The sequence below is a fragment of the Sphingomonas sp. CCH15-F11 genome, assembly GCF_001557005.1.
In the GTDB taxonomy this organism is placed as follows: domain Bacteria; phylum Pseudomonadota; class Alphaproteobacteria; order Sphingomonadales; family Sphingomonadaceae; genus Sphingomonas.
Genome location: NZ_LSKG01000143.1, coordinates 1 through 25,202, shown reverse-complemented (window position 1 = coordinate 25,202; position 25,202 = coordinate 1). Strand labels below are relative to the sequence as shown.

24 protein-coding genes are annotated in these 25,202 nt (G+C 67.3%); 8 read left to right on the top strand and 16 right to left on the bottom strand.

Annotated elements, in window-relative coordinates:
* Positions 1-6 precede the first annotated feature (6 nt).
* Complete coding sequence (gene ppa / locus AX709_RS14220) at positions 7-546, top strand: inorganic diphosphatase (RefSeq protein ID WP_066481994.1); 540 nt, start codon at positions 7-9, stop codon at positions 544-546.
* A gap of 122 nt (positions 547-668) precedes the next feature.
* Here ppa and AX709_RS14215 read toward each other — a convergent pair whose 3' ends face one another.
* Together AX709_RS14215 and AX709_RS14210 are read right to left on the bottom strand one after the other, a co-directional pair.
* On the bottom strand, positions 669-1,154 hold the full coding sequence (locus AX709_RS14215) for a GNAT family N-acetyltransferase (RefSeq protein WP_231727535.1): 486 nt from the start codon (positions 1,152-1,154) through the stop codon (positions 669-671).
* A gap of 38 nt (positions 1,155-1,192) precedes the next feature.
* Positions 1,193-2,089: a DMT family transporter gene (locus AX709_RS14210; protein WP_231727534.1), complete on the bottom strand. Its 897-nt coding sequence runs from the start codon at positions 2,087-2,089 to the stop codon at positions 1,193-1,195.
* 132 nt (positions 2,090-2,221) lie between these two features.
* Between AX709_RS14210 and AX709_RS14205 the strand changes: the two genes are divergently transcribed.
* The gene (locus AX709_RS14205; RefSeq protein WP_066482016.1) at positions 2,222-3,565 is read left to right on the top strand and encodes an amidohydrolase family protein; all 1,344 of its coding nucleotides are present in this window, start codon (positions 2,222-2,224) and stop codon (positions 3,563-3,565) included.
* Between the two features lie 28 nt (positions 3,566-3,593).
* Here AX709_RS14205 and AX709_RS14200 read toward each other — a convergent pair whose 3' ends face one another.
* Together AX709_RS14200 and AX709_RS14195 are read right to left on the bottom strand one after the other, a co-directional pair.
* A complete protein-coding gene (locus AX709_RS14200) occupies positions 3,594-4,322 on the bottom strand; it encodes a class I SAM-dependent methyltransferase (RefSeq protein WP_066550326.1) in 729 nt (242 codons plus the stop codon).
* 26 nt (positions 4,323-4,348) lie between these two features.
* Positions 4,349-4,795 carry a GtrA family protein gene (locus AX709_RS14195; RefSeq protein ID WP_331709718.1) on the bottom strand — a complete coding sequence of 149 codons (447 nt, stop codon included), beginning with the start codon at positions 4,793-4,795 and terminating at the stop codon, positions 4,349-4,351.
* A 62-nt stretch (positions 4,796-4,857) separates the two neighbouring features.
* Between AX709_RS14195 and AX709_RS14190 the strand changes: the two genes are divergently transcribed.
* A complete protein-coding gene (locus AX709_RS14190) occupies positions 4,858-6,693 on the top strand; it encodes an AcrB/AcrD/AcrF family protein (RefSeq protein ID WP_231727541.1) in 1,836 nt (611 codons plus the stop codon).
* Between the two features lie 124 nt (positions 6,694-6,817).
* Here the strand turns inward: AX709_RS14190 and AX709_RS14185 are convergent, their stop codons facing one another.
* From AX709_RS14185 to AX709_RS14170, 4 genes are all read right to left on the bottom strand, one after another.
* Entirely contained in the window at positions 6,818-7,450 is a 633-nt protein-coding gene (locus AX709_RS14185) for a PAS domain-containing protein (protein ID WP_197419076.1), read from the bottom strand.
* Between the two features lie 64 nt (positions 7,451-7,514).
* Complete coding sequence (gene arsB / locus AX709_RS14180; RefSeq protein WP_197419075.1) at positions 7,515-8,582, bottom strand: ACR3 family arsenite efflux transporter; 1,068 nt, start codon at positions 8,580-8,582, stop codon at positions 7,515-7,517.
* Positions 8,583-8,584: 2 nt separating this feature from the next.
* Positions 8,585-9,004 carry an arsenate reductase (glutaredoxin) gene (gene arsC, locus AX709_RS14175; RefSeq protein ID WP_066550323.1) on the bottom strand — a complete coding sequence of 140 codons (420 nt, stop codon included), beginning with the start codon at positions 9,002-9,004 and terminating at the stop codon, positions 8,585-8,587.
* A 28-nt stretch (positions 9,005-9,032) separates the two neighbouring features.
* Positions 9,033-9,365, bottom strand: a complete 333-nt coding sequence (locus AX709_RS14170; RefSeq protein ID WP_066481977.1) for an ArsR/SmtB family transcription factor — start codon at positions 9,363-9,365, stop codon at positions 9,033-9,035.
* Between the two features lie 178 nt (positions 9,366-9,543).
* On the opposite strand from AX709_RS14170, the gene acnA reads away from it, so the two are divergent.
* The 4 genes from acnA to AX709_RS14150 all read left to right on the top strand — a co-directional run bounded on the left by acnA (position 9,544) and on the right by AX709_RS14150 (position 13,680).
* A complete protein-coding gene (acnA, locus tag AX709_RS14165) occupies positions 9,544-12,216 on the top strand; it encodes an aconitate hydratase AcnA (protein WP_066550320.1) in 2,673 nt (890 codons plus the stop codon).
* Positions 12,213-12,467 (top strand): CBU_0592 family membrane protein, encoded by a 255-nt coding sequence (locus AX709_RS14160; RefSeq protein WP_231727533.1) that lies wholly within the window; start codon positions 12,213-12,215, stop codon positions 12,465-12,467. Before acnA ends, AX709_RS14160 begins: the two co-directional genes overlap by 4 nt.
* Positions 12,468-12,549: 82 nt before the next feature.
* Positions 12,550-12,972 carry a DUF2147 domain-containing protein gene (locus AX709_RS14155; protein WP_066550506.1) on the top strand — a complete coding sequence of 141 codons (423 nt, stop codon included), beginning with the start codon at positions 12,550-12,552 and terminating at the stop codon, positions 12,970-12,972.
* 105 nt (positions 12,973-13,077) lie between these two features.
* On the top strand, positions 13,078-13,680 hold the full coding sequence (locus AX709_RS14150; RefSeq protein ID WP_231727532.1) for a hypothetical protein: 603 nt from the start codon (positions 13,078-13,080) through the stop codon (positions 13,678-13,680).
* Between the two features lie 6 nt (positions 13,681-13,686).
* Here the strand turns inward: AX709_RS14150 and AX709_RS14145 are convergent, their stop codons facing one another.
* From AX709_RS14145 to AX709_RS14125, 5 genes are all read right to left on the bottom strand, one after another.
* A complete protein-coding gene (locus AX709_RS14145; protein WP_066550316.1) occupies positions 13,687-14,556 on the bottom strand; it encodes an S-methyl-5'-thioadenosine phosphorylase in 870 nt (289 codons plus the stop codon).
* Positions 14,557-14,645: 89 nt separating this feature from the next.
* Positions 14,646-15,353 (bottom strand): DUF2726 domain-containing protein, encoded by a 708-nt coding sequence (locus AX709_RS14140; protein WP_082731796.1) that lies wholly within the window; start codon positions 15,351-15,353, stop codon positions 14,646-14,648.
* A gap of 90 nt (positions 15,354-15,443) precedes the next feature.
* Positions 15,444-16,865 (bottom strand): efflux transporter outer membrane subunit, encoded by a 1,422-nt coding sequence (locus AX709_RS14135; RefSeq protein WP_066550312.1) that lies wholly within the window; start codon positions 16,863-16,865, stop codon positions 15,444-15,446.
* Positions 16,862-20,077 (bottom strand): efflux RND transporter permease subunit, encoded by a 3,216-nt coding sequence (locus tag AX709_RS14130; RefSeq protein WP_082731802.1) that lies wholly within the window; start codon positions 20,075-20,077, stop codon positions 16,862-16,864. The genes AX709_RS14135 and AX709_RS14130 overlap by 4 nt, the downstream gene beginning before the upstream one ends.
* Positions 20,078-20,093: 16 nt before the next feature.
* Positions 20,094-21,296, bottom strand: a complete 1,203-nt coding sequence (locus AX709_RS14125) for an efflux RND transporter periplasmic adaptor subunit (RefSeq protein WP_066550310.1) — start codon at positions 21,294-21,296, stop codon at positions 20,094-20,096.
* 186 nt (positions 21,297-21,482) lie between these two features.
* Here AX709_RS14125 and AX709_RS14120 point away from each other — a divergent pair, with 186 nt between their 5' ends.
* Positions 21,483-22,070: a TetR/AcrR family transcriptional regulator gene (locus AX709_RS14120; protein ID WP_066550308.1), complete on the top strand. Its 588-nt coding sequence runs from the start codon at positions 21,483-21,485 to the stop codon at positions 22,068-22,070.
* Between the two features lie 85 nt (positions 22,071-22,155).
* Here AX709_RS14120 and AX709_RS14115 read toward each other — a convergent pair whose 3' ends face one another.
* From AX709_RS14115 to rph, 3 genes are all read right to left on the bottom strand, one after another.
* Positions 22,156-23,454 (bottom strand): serine hydrolase domain-containing protein, encoded by a 1,299-nt coding sequence (locus AX709_RS14115; RefSeq protein WP_066550305.1) that lies wholly within the window; start codon positions 23,452-23,454, stop codon positions 22,156-22,158.
* Positions 23,455-23,733: 279 nt separating this feature from the next.
* A complete protein-coding gene (rdgB, locus tag AX709_RS14110) occupies positions 23,734-24,399 on the bottom strand; it encodes an RdgB/HAM1 family non-canonical purine NTP pyrophosphatase (RefSeq protein WP_331709226.1) in 666 nt (221 codons plus the stop codon).
* A complete protein-coding gene (gene rph / locus AX709_RS14105) occupies positions 24,396-25,112 on the bottom strand; it encodes a ribonuclease PH (RefSeq protein WP_066481956.1) in 717 nt (238 codons plus the stop codon). Before rph ends, rdgB begins: the two co-directional genes overlap by 4 nt.
* Between the last annotated feature and the right edge of the window lie 90 nt (positions 25,113-25,202).

The window sequence follows — 25,202 nt, the reverse complement described above, 5'->3', positions numbered from 1 at the left end:
ACAGCAATGCGTATCGACATGGTGCCGGTGGGGGACGATCCGCCCAACAGCCTGAACTGCATTATCGAAGTACCCGTCGGCGGCGAGCCGGTGAAATATGAATTCGACAAGAAATCGGGCGCGCTGTTCGTCGACCGCATCCTGCACACGCCGATGCGCTACCCGGCCAATTATGGCTTCATCCCGCACACCCTGTCGCCCGACGGCGACCCGCTGGACGCGCTCGTCGTCGCCCGCTCGCCCTTCATTCCCGGCTGTATCGTCCGCGTGCGCCCGATCGCGGTGCTGCTGCTGGAGGACGAGGCCGGCGGCGACGAGAAGTTGCTGACCGTGCCGGTCGACGCGACCTTCCCCTATTACACCAAGGTCGACGAGAAAGAGGATCTGCCCGAGATCGTGATGCAGCAGATCGAGCATTTCTTCACCCACTACAAGGACCTGGAGGCCAAGAAGTGGGTCCGGGTCGGCCATTGGGAAAATGCCGATTATGCGCGCCGCATCGTCCTCGAGGCGATTGCACGCGCGGAGCAGGCAAAGGCTGCCTGAGCGGGCGGCTGCAAGCAGGCAAGGAACGAAAGCGTCGCCCCGGCGCAGGCCGGGGCCGCTGACAGAATCGAGCGCCCGGTATGGGTAGCGACCCCGGCCCCCGCCGGGGCGACGCCCGATTCCTAGTTCCGGCCAGTGCCAAGCGCCGTCAGCGCATCCCCCTCCAGCCGCCAGACTTCCCAGCTCGGGTCGTGCGCCGCGCCAAGCCGCTCGTAGAAGCGCTTGGCACCCCCGTTGGTGACCAGCACCGCCCAGGACATCCAGGCGCAGTCGCGCGCGACCGCCTCCGCGCCCAGCGCACGCAGCAATGCCTCGCCCGCCCCGCTGCCGCGCGCGCTGGCGTCGACATACAGGTCTTCCAGATAGAGCACGGGCCGCGTCGTCCAGAAATTATAGGTCAGGAACCATAGCGCGATGCCGACCACGCGGCCGTCGAGCTCGGCGACATGACCGTGTCCGCTCGGCGGATCGCCGAACAGCGCGGCTTCCAGCGCCCCCGCGCTTCCCGTCACCCATTCGGGGCGCTCGAGATGCCGGCCAAAGGCGTGCAGCAGGGCCTGGATCTCGGGCAGGTCGCGCGGCTCGGCGCGGCGAATGGTGACGGGCATCGGCATTTCTCCCAAGTCTTTGGCCGGTCGGGGTGCGTTCAGGCGGGCGCGGCAGGCGTCGCGACCACTGCGCCCTTCGTGCGGCCAGTGCCCCACGCCACGCCGGCGATGATCATCGCTGTGCCCGCCAGCGTGAACCACGACACCTGCTCGCCGAACACCATCCAGCCGAGCAGCGCGGCCCAGATGAACGCGGTGTATTCGGTCGGCGCCAGGAAGCTCGCCTCCGCGCGCGCATAGCCCCACGACATCAGCGCCATGGAAATGATGGTGAACAGCGCGGCCGCCACGATTTCGTCGATCAGCGCGACCGGCGGTACGCTCAGCCATATGGGGGCACCGATCAGCAGCAGCGTGCCGACCAGCAGGGTCTGGTAGAAGACGACCTCCGCCGGGCCGGCAACCAGCGCCTGCTGGCGCATCAGGATGATATTCCAGGCGTAGCACAGCGCCGAGGCGAGAACAGCGAGCGCACCGAGCAGCGCATCGTCCCCCATCCGCGCCTGCGACTGGCCGAACATGATGACCATGACGCCCAGAAATGCGACCAGCGTCGCCCATATCGCGCGCGGCGGCACGCGTTCCTTCAGGATCAGCCCGGCCAGGATCAGCGCGAGCAGGGGTGCGATGAACGAAAGCCCGATCGCCTGCGCCATCGGCAGCCGGCCGAGCCCCCAGAAGAACAGCAGCGCCATGACCACCGATACCGACGCCCGCGTCAGATGGACGCGCAGCACCGCCGCATCGGGGCGGCGCGGCCCGTCGAGCGCGAAATATGTGCCCGACATCGGCAGCGCCGCCAGCGTGCGCCACAGCAGCGCCGAATAGACCCCGATCGCGGGCACGAGTTCCTTCATCAGCGCGTCCATGCCCGAGAAGATCGCGATGCCGGTCATCACGACGAAGAAAGGCAACAGGGGGCGCGGATCGTTCACGCGCGCCGTCTAGCCGGTTTGGCGGGCGGCGAACATCGGGCATGCAAAGTTGCGCAACCGATCGAAAATCGGGGCTGGCCGCGCGGTCACCGCCTGATAGGCTGGGCGCGGAACCAAGTGGGGGACGACCGCATGCGCACACGCCTGATCGCCTGGGTCGCCGCCGCGCTGATCGCGTTGGGCGGGGCCGGTGACGCCGATGCCCAGAAGCTCGCGATGGTCGGCGGGACGCTCATCGACGGGACGCTGCGCGATCCGATCCGCGACAGCGTCATCCTGATCGACGGCGAGCGGATCGTGGCGGTCGGGACGGTCGACAGCCTGCCCGTTCCCGCCGATGCACGGGTCATCTCGACCGAGGGCATGACGGTGATGCCGGGGCTGTGGGACATGCATGTCCACCTGATGCTCAACGGCCATGCCGACTATGCGCATTGGGACCGCACCTACCTCAACCAGCTGCGCGACGTCATCATGCCGGCCTCCGCCCGCCAGCTGCTGATGGCGGGGGTGACCGGCGCGCGCGATCTCGGCGCGCCGCTGGAGGACAGCATCGCCGTGCGCGACGCGATCCGGGCGGGCCGCATTCCGGGGCCGACCCTGTTCGTCTCTGGCCCGTTCATCCAGAAAACGCCCTATCCGGGCACCGAGGCATTTCGCTGGGGCGTGACCTCGCCCGAGGATGCACGGGCAAAGGTGCGCCGCATCGCCGCCGCCGGGGTCGATGTCGTCAAGCTGATCGACCAGGACGAAATGAGCGAGGCCGAAGTCGCGGCGATCATCGACGAGGCGCACAAGCACAAGCTGCCGGTGATCGCGCATTCGCATCGCCCGGACGAAGTTCGGCGCGGGCTCAAGATGGGCGTCGACGGCTTTGAACATACCGGGCTGTCCGCCGCGCCCGAATACCCGGCCGACATCATCGCGGCGCTGCGCGAACGCACCGCCGACATGGCGTCGGGGCCGCTCTTCTGGACCCCCACGATCGAGGGGCTGTTCAATTTCCCCGATACGGTTAAGAATCACGAGCATATCGATGCGACCGACTGGCACGAGGGGCTGCCGCCCGAGATCGTCGCCGACATCCGCCAGTCGCTGAGCCATCCCGAGCGAATCAGCTATTTTCAACAGACCCCGCAGCGCTGGCCGACGCTCAAGCGCAAGTTCCAGCAGCTGCGCGACTCGGGCGTGCTGATGCTGATCGGCACCGATTCGGGTATTCCGATGAAATTCCATTCAGGGAGCACGTGGCACGAGCTGGACGTGTGGGTGAACCAGCTGGGCGTGCCCCCCGTCGACGCGATCCGTGCCGCCACCTACTGGCCCGCCGTCGCGATGAAGGCCGATCGTGACTATGGCACCGTTACCGAGGGCAAATATGCCGACATCATCGCGGTCAAGGGCGACGCGCTGAAGCACATTGCGCTGCTCCAGCGCGTCGACATCGTCGTCAAGCATGGGCGACAGGTGAAATAGCGACGCCGCCGCCTTTGCACCCCTAATGTCAGGCGCGTCGCGCCAGCGTCAGGATCGACAGGCCCGGCGGCATCGGCACGCGCCCGACCAGATGGCGTTCGAGCCGGAAGATCGCGTCGAACGCGGCATTGAGCGGCGCGGCGGGCGGCGAATCGTCGCTGTCGTCCTTGCCGGTCAGCTTGCCCGCGACCCGTGCCGCGACGGCCGCGGGAAACAGCAGCGAGTTGATGTAGCGCAGGCCATTATGGGTCAGGCCAGCGTCCGCGATCGCGCGCGCCAGCGTCGCCTTGGTGTAACGTCGCTTGTGATGATTGACGACGTCGTGCGCGCTCCACATCCACGGATGCGCCGGCACCGCGATCAGGATGTGACCGCCCGGCTTCAGGCAATCCGCCATCGCACCGAGCGCGGCAACATCGGCATCGACATGCTCGATCACGTCGAGCACCGCGATCAGGTCGTAATGCCCGCGCGCGATGCCGGGCAGTTCGGGCAGCGGCGTGTCGAGCACGGGCTTGCCCAGCCGCGCGCTGGCAATGGCGCGCGCCGCTGCGTCGATCTCGATCGCGTCGACCTCGCCGAAGCGCGCCAGCATCGGCAGATTGTGCCCGGTGCCGCACCCAATCTCGAGGATCCGCGCGCCCGCGCCCAGCCCGGCTTCGCGCGCGATATAGTCGTTCAGCACCTCGCGCCGCGCGCGATACCACCAGTGCGTCGTGTCGTGCGCCGCCATGCGGTCATAGACGATCCGGTCCATCGCTCAGTCGCTCCGCCCGCGCGCGCTCACCGGAACACCCAGTGCCGGTTGAGCAGGAAGGTGACGACCGGGACGAGCAGCACGCCGGGGATCAGCGGCACCCAGGCGGGCTGGCCCAGCCAGTCGGTCACGACCCAGGTGATGACCGCATGCATCGCCAGGCCCAGCGCCTGGACGAACACGAACCGCGCCTGCTGGCCCGGCCCGCGACGGTCGATACCCTGGCCGCGAAAGCTCCAGCGGCTGTGCAGGAAAAAGCCCGCGCTGACCGCGGCGGCAAAGGCGAAGGGCACCGCCAGCACCGCGCGGTCGCCGGTAAAGACGTAAAGCGCGAGCGGCAGATAGACCGCGCTGTAGATCAGGGTGGAGATGCCGCCCGCAATCAGGAAGCGGATCAACTGACCCACCACCGGCCGTTGGTTCACCACTCGGGACACGCGCTCGACTGCACCCAGCATCTTGGCCTTGCTCAAAACGTGGCGCTCGCCCTAATCGTCGCGCGCACACGAGGGAAGCGAAATTGAACGACACAGCCATGCCGGGGTTCAGCCTGGAACGCGAACTCGACCGGCACTGGCGGCGCTGGGTCGCGGTCGCGTGGCTCGTTATCGCCGCCTACTGGCTCTATCAGCGCTGGGGCGGCATCACCTGGCTCGCGCTCAGCGACACCGACGACAATATGCGGCTGATGCAGGTCCGCGCGCTACTGGCGGGGCAGGACTGGTACGATCTGCGCCAGTATCGGATGAACCCGCCCGCGGGGTTCGACATCCACTGGTCGCGGCTGGTGGACCTGCCGATCGCCGGGCTGATCCTGCTGCTCAAGCCGCTGATCGGCGTCGCCTGGGCCGAGCGGATCGCGGTCGGCGTCGCGCCGCTGCTGCCGTTCGGGGCTGCGCTCGCCGCGATCGCGGTTACCGCGCGGCGGCTGATCGCGCCGGTCGCCTGGCCGCTCGCGATCATCTTCCTGTTCGGCTGCACCGCGACGCTGCTGATGTTCATGCCGCTGCGCATCGATCATCACGGCTGGCAGCTCGCCTGCCTTGCCTGGACGGTCGCGGGGCTGGCCGATCGCGACGGCGCGCGCGGCGGCATGACCGTCGGCGTGTCGAGCGCGGTGTCGCTGACCATCGGGCTGGAACTGCTGCCCTATTGCGCGATGGCGGGTGCGATCGTCACGCTGCGCTGGGTCTGGGCACGCGACGAGGCGGCGCGGCTGTCGCGCTATGCGCTGGCGCTCGGGACGGGCAGCGCGACCGGCTTCCTGCTGTTCGCCTCGCACGCCAACCGGGCGCTCGTCTGCGATGCGCTGACCCCGGTCTGGCTGTCGGTCATGGTCGCAGCCGGCGTGCTGCTCGCGCTGCTGGCGCGCACCAGCCCCACGACGCGGACAACCCGGCTGGCGCTGGCGGCGGGTGCAGGCGCGATCATCGTCGCCGGCTTTGCGACGTTGTTTCCGCAATGCCTCGGCCGCCCCGAAAACGTCTCGCCAGAGCTTTACCGGCTGTGGCTCGGCAATGTCCGCGAAGCCAAGCCGATTTTCGCCCATCCGCTGCGCGTGACCATCCCGCTTGCGGCGGTGCCGGTCATCGGCCTGATCGGCGCGGTCGTTTCGGCGTGGCGCACGACCGATCCCACCCGGCGGACCGGCTGGGTCGCGATCGCGCTTTTCACGGCCTTTGCCGTCGCGATGCTCGCCTGGCAGGTGCGCGCCGGACCGGCCGCACAGCTGTTGGGGCTGATCGGCGCGACCAGCCTGGCGTGGCGCATCCTGCCCCGCCTGATCGAGCACCCGTCGATCATCGTCCGCGTCGGTGGTTCGGTGGCGGCATTCATGCTGCTGTCGGGCCTGTTCACCGGCCTCGTCATCCGCGAGCTGCGGATCGACCCGCCGAGCCGGCGGGCGCAGGTGGTCTCCGCCGCCAATCGCCGCTGTGCCGGGCTGGCGTCGCTGCGCCTGCTCGACCGCCAGCCGGCGGGGTTGATGTTCACCCATGTCGATCTGGGGCCGCGCCTGATCACCACCACCCACCATGATGCGGTGGCGGGCCCCTATCACCGCAATGGCGACGCGATCCTCGATGTCCATCACGCGTTCAGCGGATCGGCGGCGCAAGCGCAGCGGATCATCGCGCGCCACCATGCTTCCTATCTGCTGACATGCCCGAACATGGCCGAAACGACCGTCTACCGCGTGCGCGCGCCCGACGGTTTCTACAGTCAGCTCGTCGCCGGTCGGGTGCCCGCCTGGTTGCGTCCTGTGAAGCTGCCCGCCGGCGCGCCCTATCGGCTGTGGCGGATCGATCATTCGGGGATGGCGGAAGCGGATGTGCCACGGCGATCCGAACTCAATGGCGGAACGAACCTGTAACCGGCCGGGGATTTGGAGGGCTCGCCTCCCGGGCCGGCGAGCGATCGCCGTGACAGCAGCGGGTTAGGTGCGACGGGCCCGGATCACCGATACGGCAATAGGACCATGACCGGCGCAAGATCGGTCACAGGCCCGCTTCCACCGCCACCCGCACCATGTTCGCCGAAGTGGGCGTGCCGAGCCGTTCCATCAGGATAGCGCGGTGCATCTTCACCGTTTTTTCCGAAACGCCGAGGACCCCGGCGATCTGCTTGTTGAGCAGTCCGTCTGCAGCAAGTTTGAGCACCTGGCGCTGGCGTTCGGACAGGCCCTTGACCAATTCGGCCGCGCGGATGCGTCGCGTGCTCGACGGCCCGGGCGAATCATCGGGGATCTCGACCTGCGACCCGAGGAAATAGAGCAGCGAGTCGCGGTCGTCATAGATCGGCGCGACGAGCACGGCGTTGCGGAACGGCGTGCCGTCCTTCTTGTAGTTGAGGATCTCGACCAGCACCGGGCGATGCTCCTCCACGCCGCGGCGGATCGTCTCCGAAAGCCATGGCTCGGTGCCCGGTCCCGACAGAAACCGGCAGTTGCGGCCGATGACATAGCTGGCATCGTAGCCGGTCAGCTCGCAAAACGCCCGGTTGCACGCAATGATCGGATTGTCGGGCAAGCGGGGATTGCTGATGACCGACGCAATCGGGCTGGCGGCGATCAGCTTGTCGAGGCCATTGCCCAGCGGCGCCAGAACCGAAACCTTGTCGTCAGAACTCATGCGCCACCCTAACCCGGAAACCCCGGCCAATCCAGCAGTCAACGTCGGCAGCGCACGATTTGCCTCATAGTTGAGCAACTTTGTCCCGAACGCGCACCGTTTCACTGCCCCAGCGCCAGCGCAGCGCGACACCGACCAGCAAGATCAGCACCGGCACCTCGACCAGCGGGCCGATCACGGTCGCGAAGGCAACGGGAGAGGCGAGGCCGAAGCTGGCAATGGCCACCGCGATCGCCAGCTCGAAATTGTTTCCCGCGGCGGTAAAGGCGATGGCGGTCGTGCGCGGATAGTCGCGCGCGATCAGCCGGCCCAGACAGAAGCTGACCGAGAACATGATGATGAAATAGATCGCCAGCGGCAGCGCGATGCGTAGCGCATCGATCGGCAGCCGGACGACATCACCGCCTTTCAGGCTGAACATCGCGACGATCGTCAGCAAGAGCGCGATGAGCGTGATCGGCCCGATCCGCGGGAGGAACACGCGCTCGTACCATTCGCCCCCCCGGGCGCGGATCAGCCAGCGCCGCGTCAGGAATCCGGCCAGAAACGGGATGCCGAGATACAAAAGGACCGCTTGGGCAATCGTCGCGAACGACACGTCGATCACACTGCCCTCCAGACCGAACAGCGGCGGCAGGACGGTCAGGAACAGCCACGCATAAGCGCTGAAAAACAGGATCTGGAAGATCGAGTTGAACGCGACCAGTCCGGCGACATATTGCGCATCGCCGCGCGCCAGCTGGTTCCACACCAGCACCATGGCAATGCACCGCGCCAGCCCGATCAGGATCACGCCGGTCATATAGGCCGGCTGGTCGGCGAGGAAGATCACCGCGAGCGCAAACATCAGCACCGGGCCGATGATCCAGTTCTGGACGAGCGATAGGGCCAGCACCCGGCGGTCGGCGAACACCTCGCCCAGCGCCTCGTACTTCACGCGCGCCAGCGGCGGATACATCATCGCGATCAGCCCGATTGCGATCGGCACATTGGTCGCGCCGACCGTTGCCGCGTCGAGTGCGGTCGCAATGCCGGGAAACACGCTGCCGACGGCCACGCCAAGCGCCATGGCGGCAAAGACCCACAGCGTCAGGTAGCGGTCGATAAACGACAGGCGGGGCTGCGCGTCCATGCTCAGGCCCCGCGCGGCGCGACCCGGACCACTTCGCCATCTTCCTTGACGAAGCTGGCGGGCGGGTCGGGCAGCAGGTCGAGCACCGCTTCCGACGGGCGGCACAATCGGACGCCGAGCGGCGAAACGACGATCGGCCGGTTGATCAGCACCGGATACGCGATCATCGCGTCGACCAACGCGTCATCGCTCAGCGTCACGTCGTCGAGCCCCAGCTCGGCATAGGGTGTCCCCTTTTCCCGCAACAACTCGCGCGGCGTCAGGCCGGCGCGCGCGATCAGCTCGACCAGCAACGCGCGGGCAGGCGGCGTTTTCAGATACTCGACCACATGCGGCTCGATGCCCGATGCGCGGATCATCGCCAGCGTGTTACGCGACGTGCCGCAGGCGGGGTTGTGATAAATGACGATGTCGGTCGCCATGACGGCGTCTCCCTAGGTTGGGCTCGGTTCAGCAGCAGGGCATGAGTTCGGCGACGATCGGACGGCAAAGCTCGGCATCGCCGCCACAGCAATCTTTGAGCAAGAAAAGCGATAGCGCCCGCACCCGGTCGAGCCGCGCATGGTAGCGGATCGACCGCCCCACCCGCCGCGGTTCGACGAGGCCCGCGCGGGCGAGGATACCAAGATGTGTCGACATGGTATTTTGCTGTATATTCAGTCGGTTGGAAACTTCCCCGGCCGGGAGTCCATCGGGCGCGTGACGCACGAGCAAGCGAAACGCCGCCAGTCTGGTCGGCTGCGCAAGCGCGTCGAACACGAGAATCGCGTCATCTGAATCCATATATCGAGATTAGCCGATATATGTTGCGACGCAATGGCCTTTTCGCCCCGCCAAGCTGTTGCTATGGCCCGCGCGGAACTCACATCCGTGAGCCAGCTCACGGCGCGCCCGTGCGGGGGAAACTCCCGCCCTCCCCGTCCGCGCCACGGCATTGAACTTGGGAAAGGAACCCCGCGCCATGACCGCCATCGGCCAGGATACGCTCGGCACCCGCGACACGCTGAATGTCGGCGGCACCACCTATCACTATTTCTCCCTGGCCAAGGCAGCGGCAAAGCTCGGCGACATTTCCCGCCTGCCCTTCTCGATGAAGGTGCTGCTCGAAAACATGCTGCGTTTCGAGGACGGCGTGACCGTCACGACCGAAGATGCGCAGGCCATCGTCGACTGGCAGCAGAACCCCAACGCGCCCGACCGCGAAATCCAGTATCGCCCCGCGCGCGTGCTGATGCAGGATTTCACCGGCGTGCCCTGCGTCGTCGACCTGGCGGCGATGCGCGACGCGATCACCCGGCTGGGCGGTGACGCGGCGAAGATCAATCCGCTGGTCCCCGTCCACCTCGTCATCGACCACTCGGTCATGGTCGATGAATTCGGCACGCCCAAGGCGTTCGAGGACAATGTCGAGCTGGAATATCAGCGCAACCTGGAGCGTTACGAGTTCCTGAAATGGGGATCGAAGGCGCTCGACAATTTCAAGGTGGTGCCGCCCGGCACCGGCATCTGCCATCAGGTCAATCTGGAGTATATCGCCGACGCGATCTGGTCGTCGGCGACGGGCGACGGCGCGATGATCGCCTATCCCGACACCTGTGTCGGCACCGACAGCCACACGACGATGGTCAACGGCCTGGGCGTGCTCGGCTGGGGCGTCGGCGGGATCGAGGCGGAGGCCGCGATGCTGGGTCAGCCGGTGTCGATGCTGATCCCCGAAGTCGTCGGCTTCAAGCTGACCGGCAAGCTGCGCGAGGGCATCACCGCCACCGATCTGGTGCTGACCGTCACCCAGATGCTGCGCGCCAAGGGCGTGGTCGGCCGTTTCGTGGAGTTTTTCGGCCCCGGGCTGGACACCATGGCGCTGGCCGATCGCGCGACCATCGCCAACATGGCACCCGAATATGGCGCGACCTGCGGCTTCTTCCCCATCGACGGCAAGACGCTCGATTACATGCGCCTGACCGGCCGCGACGCGCAGACGGTCGCGATGGTCGAGGCCTATGCCAAGGCGCAGGGCATGTGGCGCGACGCCGGCGCGCCCGACCCCATCTTCACCGACACGCTCGAACTCGACATGGGCAGCGTGCAGGCGAGCCTGGCCGGGCCGAAGCGCCCGCAGGACCGGGTCAGCCTGGAAAATGTCGATGACGTGTTCAACGGCGACCTGAGCAAGGTTTACAAGAAGGCTGCCCCCGCGCGCGTCGCGGTCGAGGGCAGGGATCACGACATCGGCGACGGTGACGTGGTGATCGCCGCGATCACCAGCTGCACCAACACCTCCAACCCCGATGTGCTGGTCGCCGCCGGACTGGTCGCGCGGAAGGCGCGTGCGCTCGGCCTCAGCCCCAAGCCGTGGGTCAAGACTTCGCTCGCCCCCGGTAGCCAGGTCGTGACCGACTATCTGGTCAAGTCGGGGCTGCAGGCCGATCTCGACGCCGTCGGTTTCAACCTGGTCGGCTATGGCTGCACCACCTGCATCGGCAATTCCGGACCGCTCGCGCCGGCAATTTCGTCGGCGATCAACGGCAACGACATCGTCGCGGCCTCAGTCCTGTCGGGCAATCGCAATTTCGAAGGCCGCGTGTCGCCCGACGTGCGCGCCAACTTCCTCGCCAGCCCGCCGCTGGTCGTCGCCTATGCGCTCAAGGGCACGGTGACCGAGGACATGGTCGACACCCCGATCGGCGAAGGCACCGACGGCCCGGTCTACCTCAAGGACATCTGGCCGACCAACGAGGAAGTCCGCGCGACCGTCAACGCCAATATCGACGACGCGATGTTCCGCGCGCGCTATTCCAACGTCTATGCCGGCGACCAGCATTGGAGCGCGATCCAGGTCGAGGGGTCGGACACCTACACCTGGCGTGCCGGATCGACCTATATCGCCAACCCGCCCTATTTCGAGGGGATGACGATGACCCCGGCGCCCACCGCCGATATCGTCGATGCCAGGCCGCTGGCGATCCTGGGCGATTCGATCACCACCGATCACATCAGCCCGGCCGGCAGCATCAAGGCGGACAGCCCCGCCGGCCTGTTCCTCCAGTCGCATCAGGTGACCAAGGCCGATTTCAACAGCTATGGCGCGCGGCGCGGCAACCATGAAGTGATGATGCGCGGCACCTTCGCCAATATTCGCATCAAGAACGAGATGGTGCCCGGCGTCGAGGGCGGCATGACCCGCTACAACGGCGAAATCATGGCGATCTATGACGCGGCCATGCGCCACAAGGCCGACGGCACGCCTTTGGTCGTCATCGCCGGCAAGGAATATGGCACCGGATCGTCGCGCGACTGGGCGGCAAAGGGCACCAACCTGCTGGGCGTGCGCGCCGTGATCGCCGAGAGCTTCGAGCGTATCCACCGCTCCAACCTGGTCGGCATGGGCGTGCTGCCGCTGCAGTTCGCCGAGGGCACCAGCCGCCAGACGCTGGGGCTGACCGGGGACGAAACCTTCACCATCACCAATGTCGCCGGGCTGAAACCGCGTCAGGATGTCGAGGTCGCCTTTACCCGCGCCGACGGCTCGACCGGCAGCTTCACCGCGCGCTGTCGCATCGATACCGCCAATGAGCTGGACTATTTCCTCAACGGCGGCATCCTGCACTACGTGCTGCGCAAGCTGGCGGCGTGACGCCGATCGAGATCGGGATCGAGGTCGCCGGCTGGGCGGGCGCGGTCCTGATCCTGATCGCCTATGGCCTGTTGTCGGCGGGGCGGCTCGACGGCCGCTCCCCCGTCTATCAGTGGATGAACGTGGTCGGTGCGAGCGGCTTTCTGGTCAATGGCTGGTGGCATGGCGCGCTGCCGTCCGCCACGCTCAACCTGATCTGGATGGGAATCGGCCTGGCCGCCCTGTGGCGGTTGCGCAACGCGCGGGTGTGATGCAACTTTTTCGGGTGTCGGACGAACCTTGATCGCGGGGTGCGCGGTTCGCGCTGACATGAGACCTGTCGAAAGGATGACGATGCGAGGCCGAATTGCTTTGACGACGCTGACCTTTGCGACCCTGGCAATGGCCGCGTCCGCAATCGCCGCCCCCGCGCCAGTCACCGGACGCTGGCTGACCGAGGGGCGCAAGGCGATTGTCGAGGTGTCGACCTGTGGCGACAGCATCTGCGGCCGTGTCGTCAAGGTGCTCGACCCGCGCGCGCCCAAGAACGCGACCGACATCCACAATCCCGATGAATCGCTGCGCAAGCGACCGATCGAGGGGCTGCGCATCCTGTCGAGCTTCGAGGCCGGCAAGTCGCACTGGAACGGGCGCATCTACGATCCCGAAAGCGGCCGCACCTATCGTTCCGAGCTGAAGCGCGAGGGCAATGTGCTCAAGGTCAAGGGTTGCTGGGGTCCGTTCTGCAAGACCCAGCGCTGGACCCCGGCAAGCTGACCCCCCGCCGCGCCACTCGTCGCTTTTGGGGTGTCAGCCGACACCGCTTCGATTATCCCCGCAACTTCGTTCGACCGGGGACCATAGACCGCCATGCGCAAACCGATGACCGTCGCGGCCTTGACCGAGCTGGGCCGTGTCCAGCTGTCGTCCAATTTCTTCATGCGCGACTTTCTTTATTCCGAGATCGCGGCGATCCACGGCCTGTCGAACATTCCCGACAACCCGGATCTGGCGATCGCCGCGGGCACGCGGCTGTGCGAGGAACTGCTGGAACCGCTTCAGGCGGCGTTTGGCCGGCTGACGATCCGCTCGGCCTATCGCTCGGCGGAGGTCAACGCGCTGGGCAATGCCAAGGGGCATAATTGCGCGCCCAACGACCGCAACTACGCTCGCCACATCTGGGACGTGCGCGATGCCAAGGGGCAAATGGGCGCGACCGCGTGTCTGGTCGTCCCGTCCTTTGCCAACCGCTTCACCGAACCCGGCGACTGGAAGCGGCTCGCCTGGTGGATCCACGACCACCTGCCCTATGCGACGATGGAGTTCTTCCCCGTCCGCTTCGCCTTCAACCTGTCTTGGCACGAGGCGCCGACGCGGATGATCTTCAGCCACATCCCCGACAGCCGCGGCTACCTGACCAAACCGGGGATGGCCAATCACGAAGGCAGCCACCGCGACGAATGGGATGGCATCCTGCCGGGCTGAGTGCGCCTAGCGCCGCAGCGCGCGCCCGGCCACTGCGTCGAGCCGGGCGAGCAGTTCGGGATCGCGCACGCCCTCAGCGGTGATCAGCGCCGCGTCCAGGCAAGTGTCGATCGGCGACGGCGGGCGTTGTTCGGGCAGGGCGCGCAACAGGTTGACGACCATCGCGCGCGCCTTTTGCGCATTGCTGGTCAGCTGGCGGATGACGGCCGCGACATCGACCGCCGCCTCGCCTTCGCGCCAGCAATCATAGTCGGTGACCATGCCGACCAGCGCATAGGGCAGCTCGGCCTCGCGCGCCAGCTTGGCCTCGGGCATCGCGGTCATGCCGATGACGTGGCAGCCCCATTGGCGATACAGGTGGCTTTCCGCACGCGAGGAGAATTGCGGCCCCTCCATCGCCAGATAGGTGCCGCCGCGCATCGTCACCGCTCCGGCTGCCTCGGCAGCGTCGGCGGCGAAGGCGGAGAGCCGCGGACAGACGGGGTCGGCCATCGAGACATGCGCGACCATGCCGGTGCCGAAAAAGCTTGCCGGGCGATCGCGGGTACGGTCGATGAACTGGTCGACGAGCGTGAAGCTTCCCGGCGCGCGCTCCTCCGCCAGCGACCCGACCGAGGATACGGCGAGCACGTCGGTGACGCCCAGCCGCTTGAGCGCGTCGATGTTCGCGCGGAAATTGAGCTCACCCGGCGCGATGCGGTGCCCCCGGCCGTGACGCGGCAGGAACACGACGCGCACATGCCCCAGCCGGCCGGTATAGAGCTGGTCCGACGGCCGGCCCCAGGGCGTCGTCACCTCGACCCACTTGCCGTCCTCGATCCCCTCGACATCGTAAAGCCCCGACCCGCCGATGATCCCGATCGTCCACCCGCTCATCCCGCGTGCTCCACCCTGCCTCGACCGCTCCGCCCCTGCCCGATCGCCGCAGGATTGTCAGCGGGAAAAGCTGCGTTTCAGATCAGCCTTCACGCCGCATCGGCACGCAGGCTGACCTTCATCAGACGCGCCCGGATTTCGGCCGGCGTGTCACCTGGCATGACCTCGATGAACCCGATTCCGGCTTTGCGCAGCGCCTCGCGCTTGATCGCGTCGCGCGTGGCGGCGGGGCCGAGATGATGGCCGCTGCCCTGAAACTCGACTGCGTGCAGCGGGTTGCCCTGGGCACACACCAGCAGCAAATCGACGCGCTTGGAGTTGATCGCACGATACGCGGCTTCGCTTGGGCTGGCGAGGATCTCGCCGAGACTCACCTGCGCCATCACCCGCCATCCGAGGCCCATTTCCTCGATTGCGTTGCACAGCACCGAATAGAGCCGCGCCTCCCCACGATTGAGAATCTTTCGGGGCGAAAAGGTGGCGACCTCGACTTCACGCAGCTGCTGCGCAGGATCGAATGGCACCTGCGCGGCATTCGGGTCATTTTGGCGTTGCTCGGTCCGTGCCACGAGAACGTCCAGCGAAATCCCGTCGTTCTGGCGGGGGCGACCGCGCCAGCCCCCTCTGCTCGCGGGATGCGCATCAGGCTGCCGCTGAGGACGCTGTGAGTGCCCTCCATCCCATCGGCGCTTGGGATGGCTTTGCCGCTCCGCCAATGCGCCAAGCATCACGGCCAGCCCGAGCGCAAGAACCCACGGCCATTCCGTGGCGATGAAGTGGATGAAATCCAAGGACATCCAAAGCTCCGAACCGCTTGGATCGAAGCTCGCACGACAGGCTTAGCGGATCGTTACGCGCGACGGGCTTTTCGATCCGATTTGGACCTTTTACGCCGGCACCTGTTCCCACCCGCCGCCGAGCGCGAGGAACAGCGTGACCGTCAAGTCCGCGAGCTGCGCCTGCGCATCCGCCAGCTGCGCCTCCGTCGTCGCCAGCTCGCGTTCGGCGTCGAGCACGACCTGGAAATTCTCGCGCCCCGCACGATAGCGCAGCCGGGCGATCCGGGCCGCTTCGTCGCTTTCGCTGCGCGCGCGCGCCAGCGTGTCGCGCGTTTCCAGCGCGGCCGAATATTGCGCCAGCGTGCTCTCGACTTCGCGCAGCGCGCCCAGCCATGCCCCGTCGAAACCGGCCAGCGCCGCATCCGCCGATGCCTCGGCCTGGCGGATCTGTGCCCGCGCCGCGGTGATGTTGGGGAAAGTCCAGCTGATCAGCGGCCCGAAATTGAACCGGAAGCCGCGATTGTTGAACACGTCGCCCGCCGTCGCTGCCTGGCCGCCGATCGACCCGCCAATCGAGATGTTCGGGTAGAGCGCCGCGGTCGCCACCCCGATCCGCGCGGTCGCTGCCGCCAGCCGCCGCTCGGCCTCGCGAATATCGGGTCGCCGCGCGATCAGCGTCGCGCCATCGCCGATCGGCACCGGCGTGTCGAGCACCGGCGCGCCGACACAGGTCGCCAGCTCCTGGGGAAACTCGGCGGGCGGCTTTCCGGTCAGCACCGCCAGCGCATACAGCGCGCTGCGCCGCGATGCCTCAAGGTTGGGAATGCCGGCACGCGTCTGTTCCAGCTGCGAGCGCGCACGGCTGACCTCCAGCGCGGTGCCGCGGCCGCCCTGATATTGCCGCTCGGTCAACCCGAACGTCTCCTGCTGCACGCGCAGGCTTTCGCGCGCGACCGCGATCTGGCGACCGAGCGCACAGACCTGGGCATAAGCACGGGTGGTGTCGGCGACGACGCTGATCCGCGTGCGATCGTAAACCGCCTGCACCGCCTGATAGTCCGCGCGGCTCGCCTGGATCGTGCGGGTGATCCGTCCGAACAGGTCGACCTGATAATTCACGTCCAACCCGCCATTGTAGAGCGGCGTTTCAAACGCGCCTGCGCCGCCGAAGCCGACCAGCGGGGTCCGGCTGTAGCTCTGCTGGCCGGTCAGCGTGGTGGTGGGCAGCAGCCCTGCCCGACTCTCGCTCAATGCCGCGCGGGCTTCGCGCAGATTTGCTGCGGCGGCGCGCAGGTCGGTGTTGTTCGCCAGCGCCTGATCGACCAACCCGTCGAGCAGAGGCGCCCGGAACAGCCGCCACCACGCCGCCGGTGGTTCCTCCAGCGTGACCCCCGCCACCTTGCTCTCGACGAACGCGCCCTGCGCCGGCGCGTCGGGCAACGGCGTTTCGAAATCCGGCCCGACCACACAGCCGGCCAACAGCGTGGTGGCCAGCAAAACGGTGGCGGCCCGTGCCGCGCGCGCGATCATTGGCCCGCCTCCGGCATGGGATCGCCAGTCGGGCCGGCCTCCTCGCGCAGCATCGGCGTGGGCTTCGGCTTGCGCTTGAACCGCCCCGCCAGCCCGCGCATCAGCACGTAGAAGAGCGGCGTGAACACCAGTCCGAACACCGTCACGCCGATCATGCCGAACACGACCGCCGTGCCCAGCGCCTGGCGCATCTCCGCGCCCGGCCCGGTCGCGATCGCCAGCGGGATCACGCCGAAGATGAAGGCGAAGCTGGTCATCAGGATCGGGCGCAGGCGCGACCGGGCGGCATGCACGGCCGCGTCGAAGCGGTTCATGCCCTCTTCCTCGCCCTGCTTGGCAAACTCGACGATCAGGATCGCGTTCTTCGCGGCCAGCGCGATCAGCACGACCAGCCCGACCTGAGTGAGGATATTGTTGTCCATGCCGCGCAGGTTGACGCCGATCAACGCCGCCAGAATGCACATCGGCACGATCAGGATGACCGCGAAGGGCAGCGACAGCGCCTCATATTGCGCGGCGAGCACGAGGAACACGAACACGACCGCCAGCACGAAGATCAGCCCCGAACTGCTGCCCGCCGCGCGCTCCTGATAGGCGATGCCGGTCCATTCATAGCTGTAGCCGGGTGCCAGCACCTGTCCCGCCAGATTCTCCATCGTCGTCAGCGCGGTTCCGGTCGCGACGCCAGGCGCGGCCTGCCCCTGCAGTTCGACCGCCGGGAACAGATTATAGCGCACCACGCGCGCCGGCCCGCTTTCGGTGCGCAGCGTTGCTACCGACGACAGCGGCAGCATCTCGCCATTCGCCGACCGCACCTGAATGCGGCGCAGGTCGGCGGTGTCGTCGCGCGCGGTCGGCTCGGCCTGAGCGGTCACGCGGAAGGTGCGGCCGAACAGGTTGAAGTCGTTGACATAGTTGGAACCGATATAGGTCGACAGCGCGTCGAACACGGCTTCGGGCTGCACACCCAATAGCTGCGCGCGGTCGCGGTCGACATCGGCAAAGATGCGCGGGCTGTTGGTGTTGAACAGCGTGAAGACCTGCGTCACCGTGTTCTGCTGGGCAGCCGCGCCCATCATCGCATAGGTCTGGCCCTCCAGCGCCTTGTAGCCGTTATTGCCACGATCCTGCAGCATCATCACAAAGCCGGAGCCATTGCCCAGGCCCTGCACCGCCGGCGGCGCGATGACGAAGATGTTGGCGCCGTCGATGCCGCCGAACAGCGCGCCGGTCAGCGCGCCGGCCAGGCTCGCGGCGTCCTGCCCCTCGCCGCCACGGTCTTCCCAGTCCTTCAATTTCAGGAACACCGTGGCCGCATTCGACGCCTGGCTGAAGCTCGATCCGTCCAGCCCCGCAAAGGTCGCGGTGGTCTGGATCGCCGGGTTCTTGAAGGCGATCGCCTCGACCTGGCGCGCGACCGCCTCGGTGCGGTCGAGCGAAGCGCCCGCCGGCAGCTGGATCACGCCGATCAGGAAGCCCTGATCCTGTTCGGGGATGAAGCCCCCCGGCGTCGCTACCAGCCGCCAACCGGTGAGCGCAAGCAAGCCCGCATAGATGATCAGCATGATTGTCGCCATGCGGATCGCCCGCGCGGTGAAGCGCCCGTAACGGTCGGACAGCCAGTCGAACCCCTGGTTGAAGCGATGACCGGCGAGCTTGACCGGGCGCAGCCAGCGCGGCCCGCTGTCCAGATGATCCTCGCGGTGGGGCTTGAGCAGCAGTGCCGCCATCGCCGGCGACAAGGTGAGCGAGACGAGCAGCGAGATTGCCGACGCCGCCGCGATGGCGACCGCGAACTGCTGATAGAAGATGCCCGGAATGCCGGGGACCAGCGCGGTCGGGATGAACACCGACACCAGCACCAGGCCGATCGCGATGAGCGCGCCCGACACCTCGCGCATCGTGCGGTGCGCGGCGTCGCGCGGGTTCATGCCGTCGCGGATATGCTTCTCGACCGCTTCGACCACGACGATCGCGTCGTCGACGACGATGCCGACCGCCAGCACGAGGCCGAACAGCGACAGCGAGTTGACCGAGAAGCCGAGGGCCAGCAGCACCAGGAAGGTGCCGACCAGCGCGACCGGGATGGCGATGATCGGAATCAGCGCCGCGCGCCAGGTCTGAAGGAAGACGATGACGACGATGACCACCAGGATCACCGCTTCGTACAGTGTCTTCTGCACTTCCTCGACCGATGCCGCGACGAATTCGGTCGGGTTGTAGGGGATGGAATAGGACAGCCCCGGCGGGAACGCCTTTGACAGCGTCGCCATTTCGTCGAGCACCAGCTGCGACGCGCTCAGCGCGTTGGCACCGGGCTGCGGGATGATTGCCAGCGCGATCCCGCGCTTGCCGCCGAACGCGGCGCGAACGCCGTAATCCTGGCTGCCCAGTTCGATACGCGCCACGTCGCGCAGGCGGGTGATCGCGCCGCCGTCGGGGTTGGCCTTGACCACGATGTTGGCGAATTCGGACGGATCGGCCAGCCGGCCCTTGACGTCGATCGCGGTCTCGAATGCGGGATTGCCCTTGCCGAACGGCGGCTGGCCGAGCGCACCGCCGGCGACCTGAAGATTCTGGCCGCGCAGCGCCGCGATGATCTCGCCCGCGGTCAGGTCGCGCGCGGCGGCCTTGTCCGGGTCGATCCACACGCGCATCGAATAATTGCCGCCGCCGAACACCTGGACCGCGCCGACGCCCTCCAGCCGAAGCAGCCGGTCGCGGATCGTCGTGTTGGCGTAGTTGCCGATATAGTCGACATCCAGGCTCGGGTCGGTGGAGGTCAGCGCGACGATCAGGAGGAAGCCCGATTCCTGCTTGTTGACCGTCACGCCGATCTGGCGGACCTGCTCGGGCAGCCGCGGCTCGGCGAGCGCCACGCGGTTCTGGACCAGCACCTGCGCCGCATCCAGATCGGTGCCGGGTTCGAAGGTGACGGTGATCGTCGCCGCGCCCTGGGTCGATGAGGATTGCAGGTACAGCATCCCCTCCACCCCGTTGATCTCCTGTTCGATCGGGGTGGCGACCGTTTCCGCGATCGTTTCCGATGACGCGCCGGCATAGAAGGCCTGCACCGCGATCGTCGGTGGCGCGATCTCGGGATATTGCGACAGCGGCAGCAGCGGATAGGCGAACGCGCCGAGCAGCGTGATGAAGATCGAGATGACGGCCGCGAAGATCGGCCGCTCGATGAAAAAGCTGGAAATGTTCACGACCCCGTGCTCCCGCTCAGCGCGACGCGGGGGCTGAACCGCCCGCCACCGCCGCACTCGACGATGCCGGTGCCGCTCCCGCCTGGGCGGTCACCTCGTCGATCAGCTTGGGGTCGATCCGCCCGCCCTGTGGCTGCACCTTCTGCCCCGGGCGGACGCGCAGCGCGCCGCTGATGACGACGCGCTCATTCTCCTTCAGCCCCGACCGCACGACGCGCAGGCCGCCGATCAGCGGCCCCAGCTCGACGGGACGGCCGGTCATGTTGCCCTGGCCGTCGACGATATAGACCAGCCGGCGGGCCGAATCGGTGGCGATCGCGGTGTCGGGGACCAGGATCGCGCGATAGGGCCGCGACGCCTGAAGCTGCAGGGTACCGAACATGCCGGGGCGCAGCAGGCCGTCGGGATTGGGAATGACCGCGCGCGCACGGATCGTGCCGGTTCCCGACGAGATCGCGTTGTCGACGAAATCGAGCCGCCCGCGATGGGCGAAACCCGCTTCGTCCTGCAGCTTGACCGCGACCGGCGTGCCCGATCCGATCCCCGCATTCTCGCGCTGATATTTGAGCAGCAGCGATTCGGAACCGTCGAACGTGAAGTGCAGCGGATTGGTCGATACGATCGTCGTCAGCACCGTCTGGTCGGCGATCACGGCGTTGCCGCGGTCGACGCGGCGATCGGAGGCACGGCCGCTGATCGGCGCGGTGACGCGGGTGAAGCCGAGTTCCAGCTCGCGCGCACGCACCGCCGCCCGGGCCGCCGCGACCTGGGCTTCGGCGGAGCGGAAGGCCGCGGTACGCTGCTCGACTTCCTCCGCGCTCGCTGCGTTCGATTTTGCCAGCGTGCGCGAACGCTCAAGCTCGGTGCTGGCGTTGGTCGCGGTCGCCTGCGCCTGAACCAACTGCGCGCGCGCCTGCGCCAGGGCCGCCTGGGCCGGCCGCGGATCGACCTGGAACAGCAGCTGGCCCCGGCGGACATATTGCCCGTCGGTGAAATGCACCGACGCCAGATAGCCGGAAGCGCGCGGGCGCACGTCGACGCTGTTCACCGCCTCGAACCGCCCGACAAATTCGTCCTGATCGGTGACGTTGCGGATCAGCGGCTGCGCGACGGCGACGGGCACCGCCGGCGGCGGGCCGCCCTGCTGGGCTTCCGAACCGCACCCGGAGATCGCCAGGGCGGACGTGACGGCGAAAATCGCAAGCGCAGCTCTTTGCATAACTTTCCAGCCCTGATTTGATCCGTCCGGTCTGTGCCGGACTCCACGCAGGCCCTCACCGCGCCGCGCCTTTTTTGGCCGGTCGCACCGGCTCTGGAATAAGATTGCGGTTTCGGCTTGTCAACGGCTGTAGACTTTTATCAACGATTGTTGACGCTTGGCACGATGCGCGTATTTTGACCCCGGATGAACCGTTGCGCAAAACCCGATCCACGTCCGCGCAACGCCGCGGCCACTCGCGATGCAATTCTCAATCACGCGCGCCGGCTTTTTGCACGCGACAGCTATGAACAGGTCGGTCTTCGCGACATCGCCGGCGGGGCCGGCATCGATGCGGCGCTGGTCTGCCGATATTTCGGCAGCAAGGAGGAATTGTTCAAGACTGCGCTGCGCGGCGACGATGAAGATTTGTTCGCCGGGGTCGATCGCGCCGGCTTGGCAAAGCATCTGGTCGACATGGTCACCGACGCCGACGGCGATGCGGACCACGACCAGCGGGATAGTGAGGCGGAACAGCTGATGATCATGCTGCGCTCCGCATCGTCGCCGCGCGCCGCCGCGATCGTCAGCGAAGCGGTCCGGGACGAGCTGATTGAGCCGATCGCGGCGCTGATCGACCGGCCCGACGCCCGCACCCGGGCGCTGCTGTGCCTGGTCACGCTGCTTGGCTACGCGCTGATCGACCCCGTCCTCGACGGCGAGGCACTCACCAACGAACGCCCGGCACTGACGCCCGCCATGCACGACCTGCTCGAACACATCCTGGGCGGCTGATCCCGACCCGGCGCGGACGCTCGCTCATACTGGACCGAGAAGCGGACCGCGATCGGCACCGTGGCCGAACGGCTGGAACTTTCCATCAGCGAAGCCGCTGACTCTCCAGATCTTGCTCCATCGCGGCGAGAAATTCGGCGCGGTATCGGAGCGCCTCCGGCATCGGCACACGGCGGCCGGGCATATATTGCGCAAGGAATAGGCAGGTACGCTGACGCAGCGGGTCCACGCTGAAAAACGTGCTGCACGCCCCCACGGCGGAAAAGACCCCTTCGGTGCCGTTATCGCTTCGCACCCCCGGCATGACGACCCCTGCACCCGCGCCGAACCCGCCGGTCGGCGGATAGGACACATCGGGTGGGAGCAGGTTGGACAATGCCATGCGCACGGTTGCCGGTGTCATCACGCGCGCGCCGTCAAGCTCGCCCTCGTTCAGGAGCATTTGCCCGAAACGGACGAGATCGCGCGCCGAGCTTACCAGGCCACCGCCGCCCGCCAACAGCTTCGGGGGATCAAGCCAAAAACTGCTGCGACCCTGGTCAATGGCGACGGGTCCCTCGGGCGCGTTGCCATAAAGGGTCGTCAGGCGATGCACGTCCCGCCTTCGAACGCGGAAACCAGTCGACCGCATCCCGAGCGGCGCGAACAGCCGCCGCTGCATGAACGTGTCCAGCGGCAGTCCGGACGCCCGCTCGATCACGGCGCCCATGAGGTCGAGGCCCATCGAATAGTGCCACGCCGTTCCTGGTTCGGCGATCAGCGGCACCTCCGCCATACGCCTGACCATCTCGGTCAGGCCGTTGACCTGCGTGCCGTACCACGTCTCGCCAGGCTGCCGCACGAAGCTGCCCGGCGTCACCCCCCGCTCGCGATAGGCGCGCGCAAGGGGCGTATCGCCCAGCACCGGCTGCCAGTTCGACAGGCCCGAAGTGTGCGTCAGCAGGTGCCGCATCGTCATCTGCCGCACAGCTGGCCGTGAATCGAGGCTCGCGTCGGGATCGATGGCGACCCGCATCTGGCCGAGTTCCGGCAAGACCTCCGCAACCGGCTGGTCGAGCGCAATCAGTCCGTCCTCGATCAGCAGCATCGCGGCCATACCCGTGATCGGCTTGCTCACGGAATAAAGGCGAAACAGGGAGTCGGGGGAGACGGCGACAGCGGAGTCGTAAGCGATCGTGCCAGCGACTTGAAATTCGGTCCGCGATCGCCCTTGCGCAATCGCCGCGGCCGCACCTGCGAACTTCTTGTCGGCAGTGTATCGGTCGAACAGCGAACGGACGCGTGACCAACGCTGTTCCGGCGGTGCCCCCGCGGCCGCACTTGCGCTCAATACGGTTGCCCCGGCGATAAAATCCCGGCGGCGGACGAGACTTGCATGATCCATCACCCGCGCTCCTCGCCCCAATGACTCCAGGCTGCGACATATCGGACAATCTGCGGCGACGCGTCTCGTCGGCCAGTATGCCGTGAGGGGTGCGCGATCGCAATCGAGTCGGGGGGTGGTGCTCGCAACGCCCCGCCCGGGATGCCCTGGCGAGTTGGCGCCCGGGCGGACGTGCAGCGTCGGGCAAGCTCGAACGCGCCGGGATCAACCGGCAAGCCCGACGATGCGGACCCCCGAACGGCCGAAATGCACGATTCGGGCCTTCAGGCGCAAGACGCGCTAGAAGACAGCGTCGACCAGTTGCCGGAACGCCGCCGCGCGGTGGCTGATCGCATGCTTGCGCGCCGGGTCCATCTCGCCGAACGTCTCGGTTTCGCCCTGGGCCACGAATACGGGATCATAGCCGAAGCCGCGCCGGCCGCGCGGTGGCCATACCAACGTTCCGTGCACCCGCCCCTCGAACCATTCGACATGCCCGTCGGGCCAGGCGAGCGCGAGGGTGCAGGCGAAATAGGCGCTCCGGCTGACATCCGGGCCCAGCTCGGCCAGCTTCCCCTCGACCTTGCCCATCGCCATGTACCAGTCGCGGCCCGGCCCGCCCTCGAACGCGCGCTTCTCGGCCCAATCGGCAGTGTAGACGCCGGGTGCGCCACCCAGCGCCTCGACGCACAGACCGCTGTCGTCGGACAGCGCGGGCAGCCCCGACAGGTCGGCCGCGCTCATCGCCTTCAGCTCGGCATTGGCATAGAAGGTCGTGCCGTTCTCGACCGGCTCGGGCAGGTCGAGCTCGGCCGCCGACACCGGCTCGATCCCGAACGGGGCGAGCAGTTCCCGGATCTCGCGCACCTTGCCTTCATTGTGGCTGGCGATCACCAGGCGGCCCGGCTGCAGCTTGCGGATCGCCTGGGGCGGCACGCCCTCCGCTTCGCCCGTCGGATCACTCACCGACCGACCGCCTTCAGCTGCGCCGCGAAGATCCGGGTGCAGCCGATGCGCGCCAGGCGGAGCAGGCGCAGCAGCCCCTCCTCGTCATAGGTCGCGCCCTCGGCGGTCGCCTGCACCTCGGCGATGCTGCCGTCACCGATCAGCACGAAGTTGGCGTCGGCGTCGGCGGCCGAATCCTCGTCATAATCGAGGTCGAGCACCGGCGTGCCCTGATGGATGCCGCAGCTGATCGCCGCGACCTGGCGGGTCAGCGGATCGGCGGCAATCGCGCCCGCCGCCATCAGCTTGTCGACCGCGAGCCGCAGCGCCACCCACGCACCGCTGATCGACGCCGTCCGGGTGCCGCCATCGGCCTGGATCACGTCGCAGTCGATCGTGATCTGGCGCTCGCCCAATGCCTTCAAATCGGTGACCGCCCGCAGCGAGCGGCCGATCAGCCGCTGGATTTCCTGGGTACGGCCCGACTGCTTGCCCTTGGCGGCCTCGCGGCTGCCGCGGGTGTGCGTTGCGCGCGGCAACATCCCGTATTCGGCGGTGACCCAGCCCTCGCCCTTGCCGCGCAGGAACGGCGGCACCCGCTCCTCGACGCTGGCGGTGACCAGCACGCGCGTGTCGCCGAAGCCGATCAGTACCGAGCCTTCGGCGTGGCGGGTGAAGTTCGGCTCGATGGTGATCGCGCGCATTTCGTCGGGGGCACGGCCGGATGGGCGCATCGATGTTTCTCCAGTTCGCGGTATCGCGCCCGGTTAGGCGCTTGGTCGCGCCGGGGCAACCGCGAAGCCGACGCGGCGATGCTTCCGTTC

Excerpts from the sequence above, each read along its gene's own strand:
- ppa (WP_066481994.1), top strand. The coding sequence starts at position 7 with ATGCGTATCGACATGGTGCCGGTGGGGGACGATCCGCCCAACAGCCTG.
- AX709_RS14215 (WP_231727535.1), bottom strand. The coding sequence starts at position 1,154 with ATGCCCGTCACCATTCGCCGCGCCGAGCCGCGCGACCTGCCCGAGATC.
- AX709_RS14205 (WP_066482016.1), top strand. The coding sequence starts at position 2,222 with ATGCGCACACGCCTGATCGCCTGGGTCGCCGCCGCGCTGATCGCGTTG.
- AX709_RS14200 (WP_066550326.1), bottom strand. The coding sequence starts at position 4,322 with ATGGACCGGATCGTCTATGACCGCATGGCGGCGCACGACACGACGCAC.
- AX709_RS14190 (WP_231727541.1), top strand. The coding sequence starts at position 4,858 with ATGCCGGGGTTCAGCCTGGAACGCGAACTCGACCGGCACTGGCGGCGC.
- AX709_RS14185 (WP_197419076.1), bottom strand. The coding sequence starts at position 7,450 with ATGAGTTCTGACGACAAGGTTTCGGTTCTGGCGCCGCTGGGCAATGGC.
- arsB (WP_197419075.1), bottom strand. The coding sequence starts at position 8,582 with ATGGACGCGCAGCCCCGCCTGTCGTTTATCGACCGCTACCTGACGCTG.
- arsC (WP_066550323.1), bottom strand. The coding sequence starts at position 9,004 with ATGGCGACCGACATCGTCATTTATCACAACCCCGCCTGCGGCACGTCG.
- AX709_RS14170 (WP_066481977.1), bottom strand. The coding sequence starts at position 9,365 with ATGGATTCAGATGACGCGATTCTCGTGTTCGACGCGCTTGCGCAGCCG.
- acnA (WP_066550320.1), top strand. The coding sequence starts at position 9,544 with ATGACCGCCATCGGCCAGGATACGCTCGGCACCCGCGACACGCTGAAT.
- AX709_RS14155 (WP_066550506.1), top strand. The coding sequence starts at position 12,550 with ATGCGAGGCCGAATTGCTTTGACGACGCTGACCTTTGCGACCCTGGCA.
- AX709_RS14150 (WP_231727532.1), top strand. The coding sequence starts at position 13,078 with ATGACCGTCGCGGCCTTGACCGAGCTGGGCCGTGTCCAGCTGTCGTCC.
- AX709_RS14145 (WP_066550316.1), bottom strand. The coding sequence starts at position 14,556 with ATGAGCGGGTGGACGATCGGGATCATCGGCGGGTCGGGGCTTTACGAT.
- AX709_RS14140 (WP_082731796.1), bottom strand. The coding sequence starts at position 15,353 with ATGTCCTTGGATTTCATCCACTTCATCGCCACGGAATGGCCGTGGGTT.
- AX709_RS14135 (WP_066550312.1), bottom strand. The coding sequence starts at position 16,865 with ATGATCGCGCGCGCGGCACGGGCCGCCACCGTTTTGCTGGCCACCACG.
- AX709_RS14125 (WP_066550310.1), bottom strand. The coding sequence starts at position 21,296 with ATGCAAAGAGCTGCGCTTGCGATTTTCGCCGTCACGTCCGCCCTGGCG.
- AX709_RS14120 (WP_066550308.1), top strand. The coding sequence starts at position 21,483 with ATGAACCGTTGCGCAAAACCCGATCCACGTCCGCGCAACGCCGCGGCC.
- AX709_RS14115 (WP_066550305.1), bottom strand. The coding sequence starts at position 23,454 with ATGGATCATGCAAGTCTCGTCCGCCGCCGGGATTTTATCGCCGGGGCA.
- rph (WP_066481956.1), bottom strand. The coding sequence starts at position 25,112 with ATGCGCCCATCCGGCCGTGCCCCCGACGAAATGCGCGCGATCACCATC.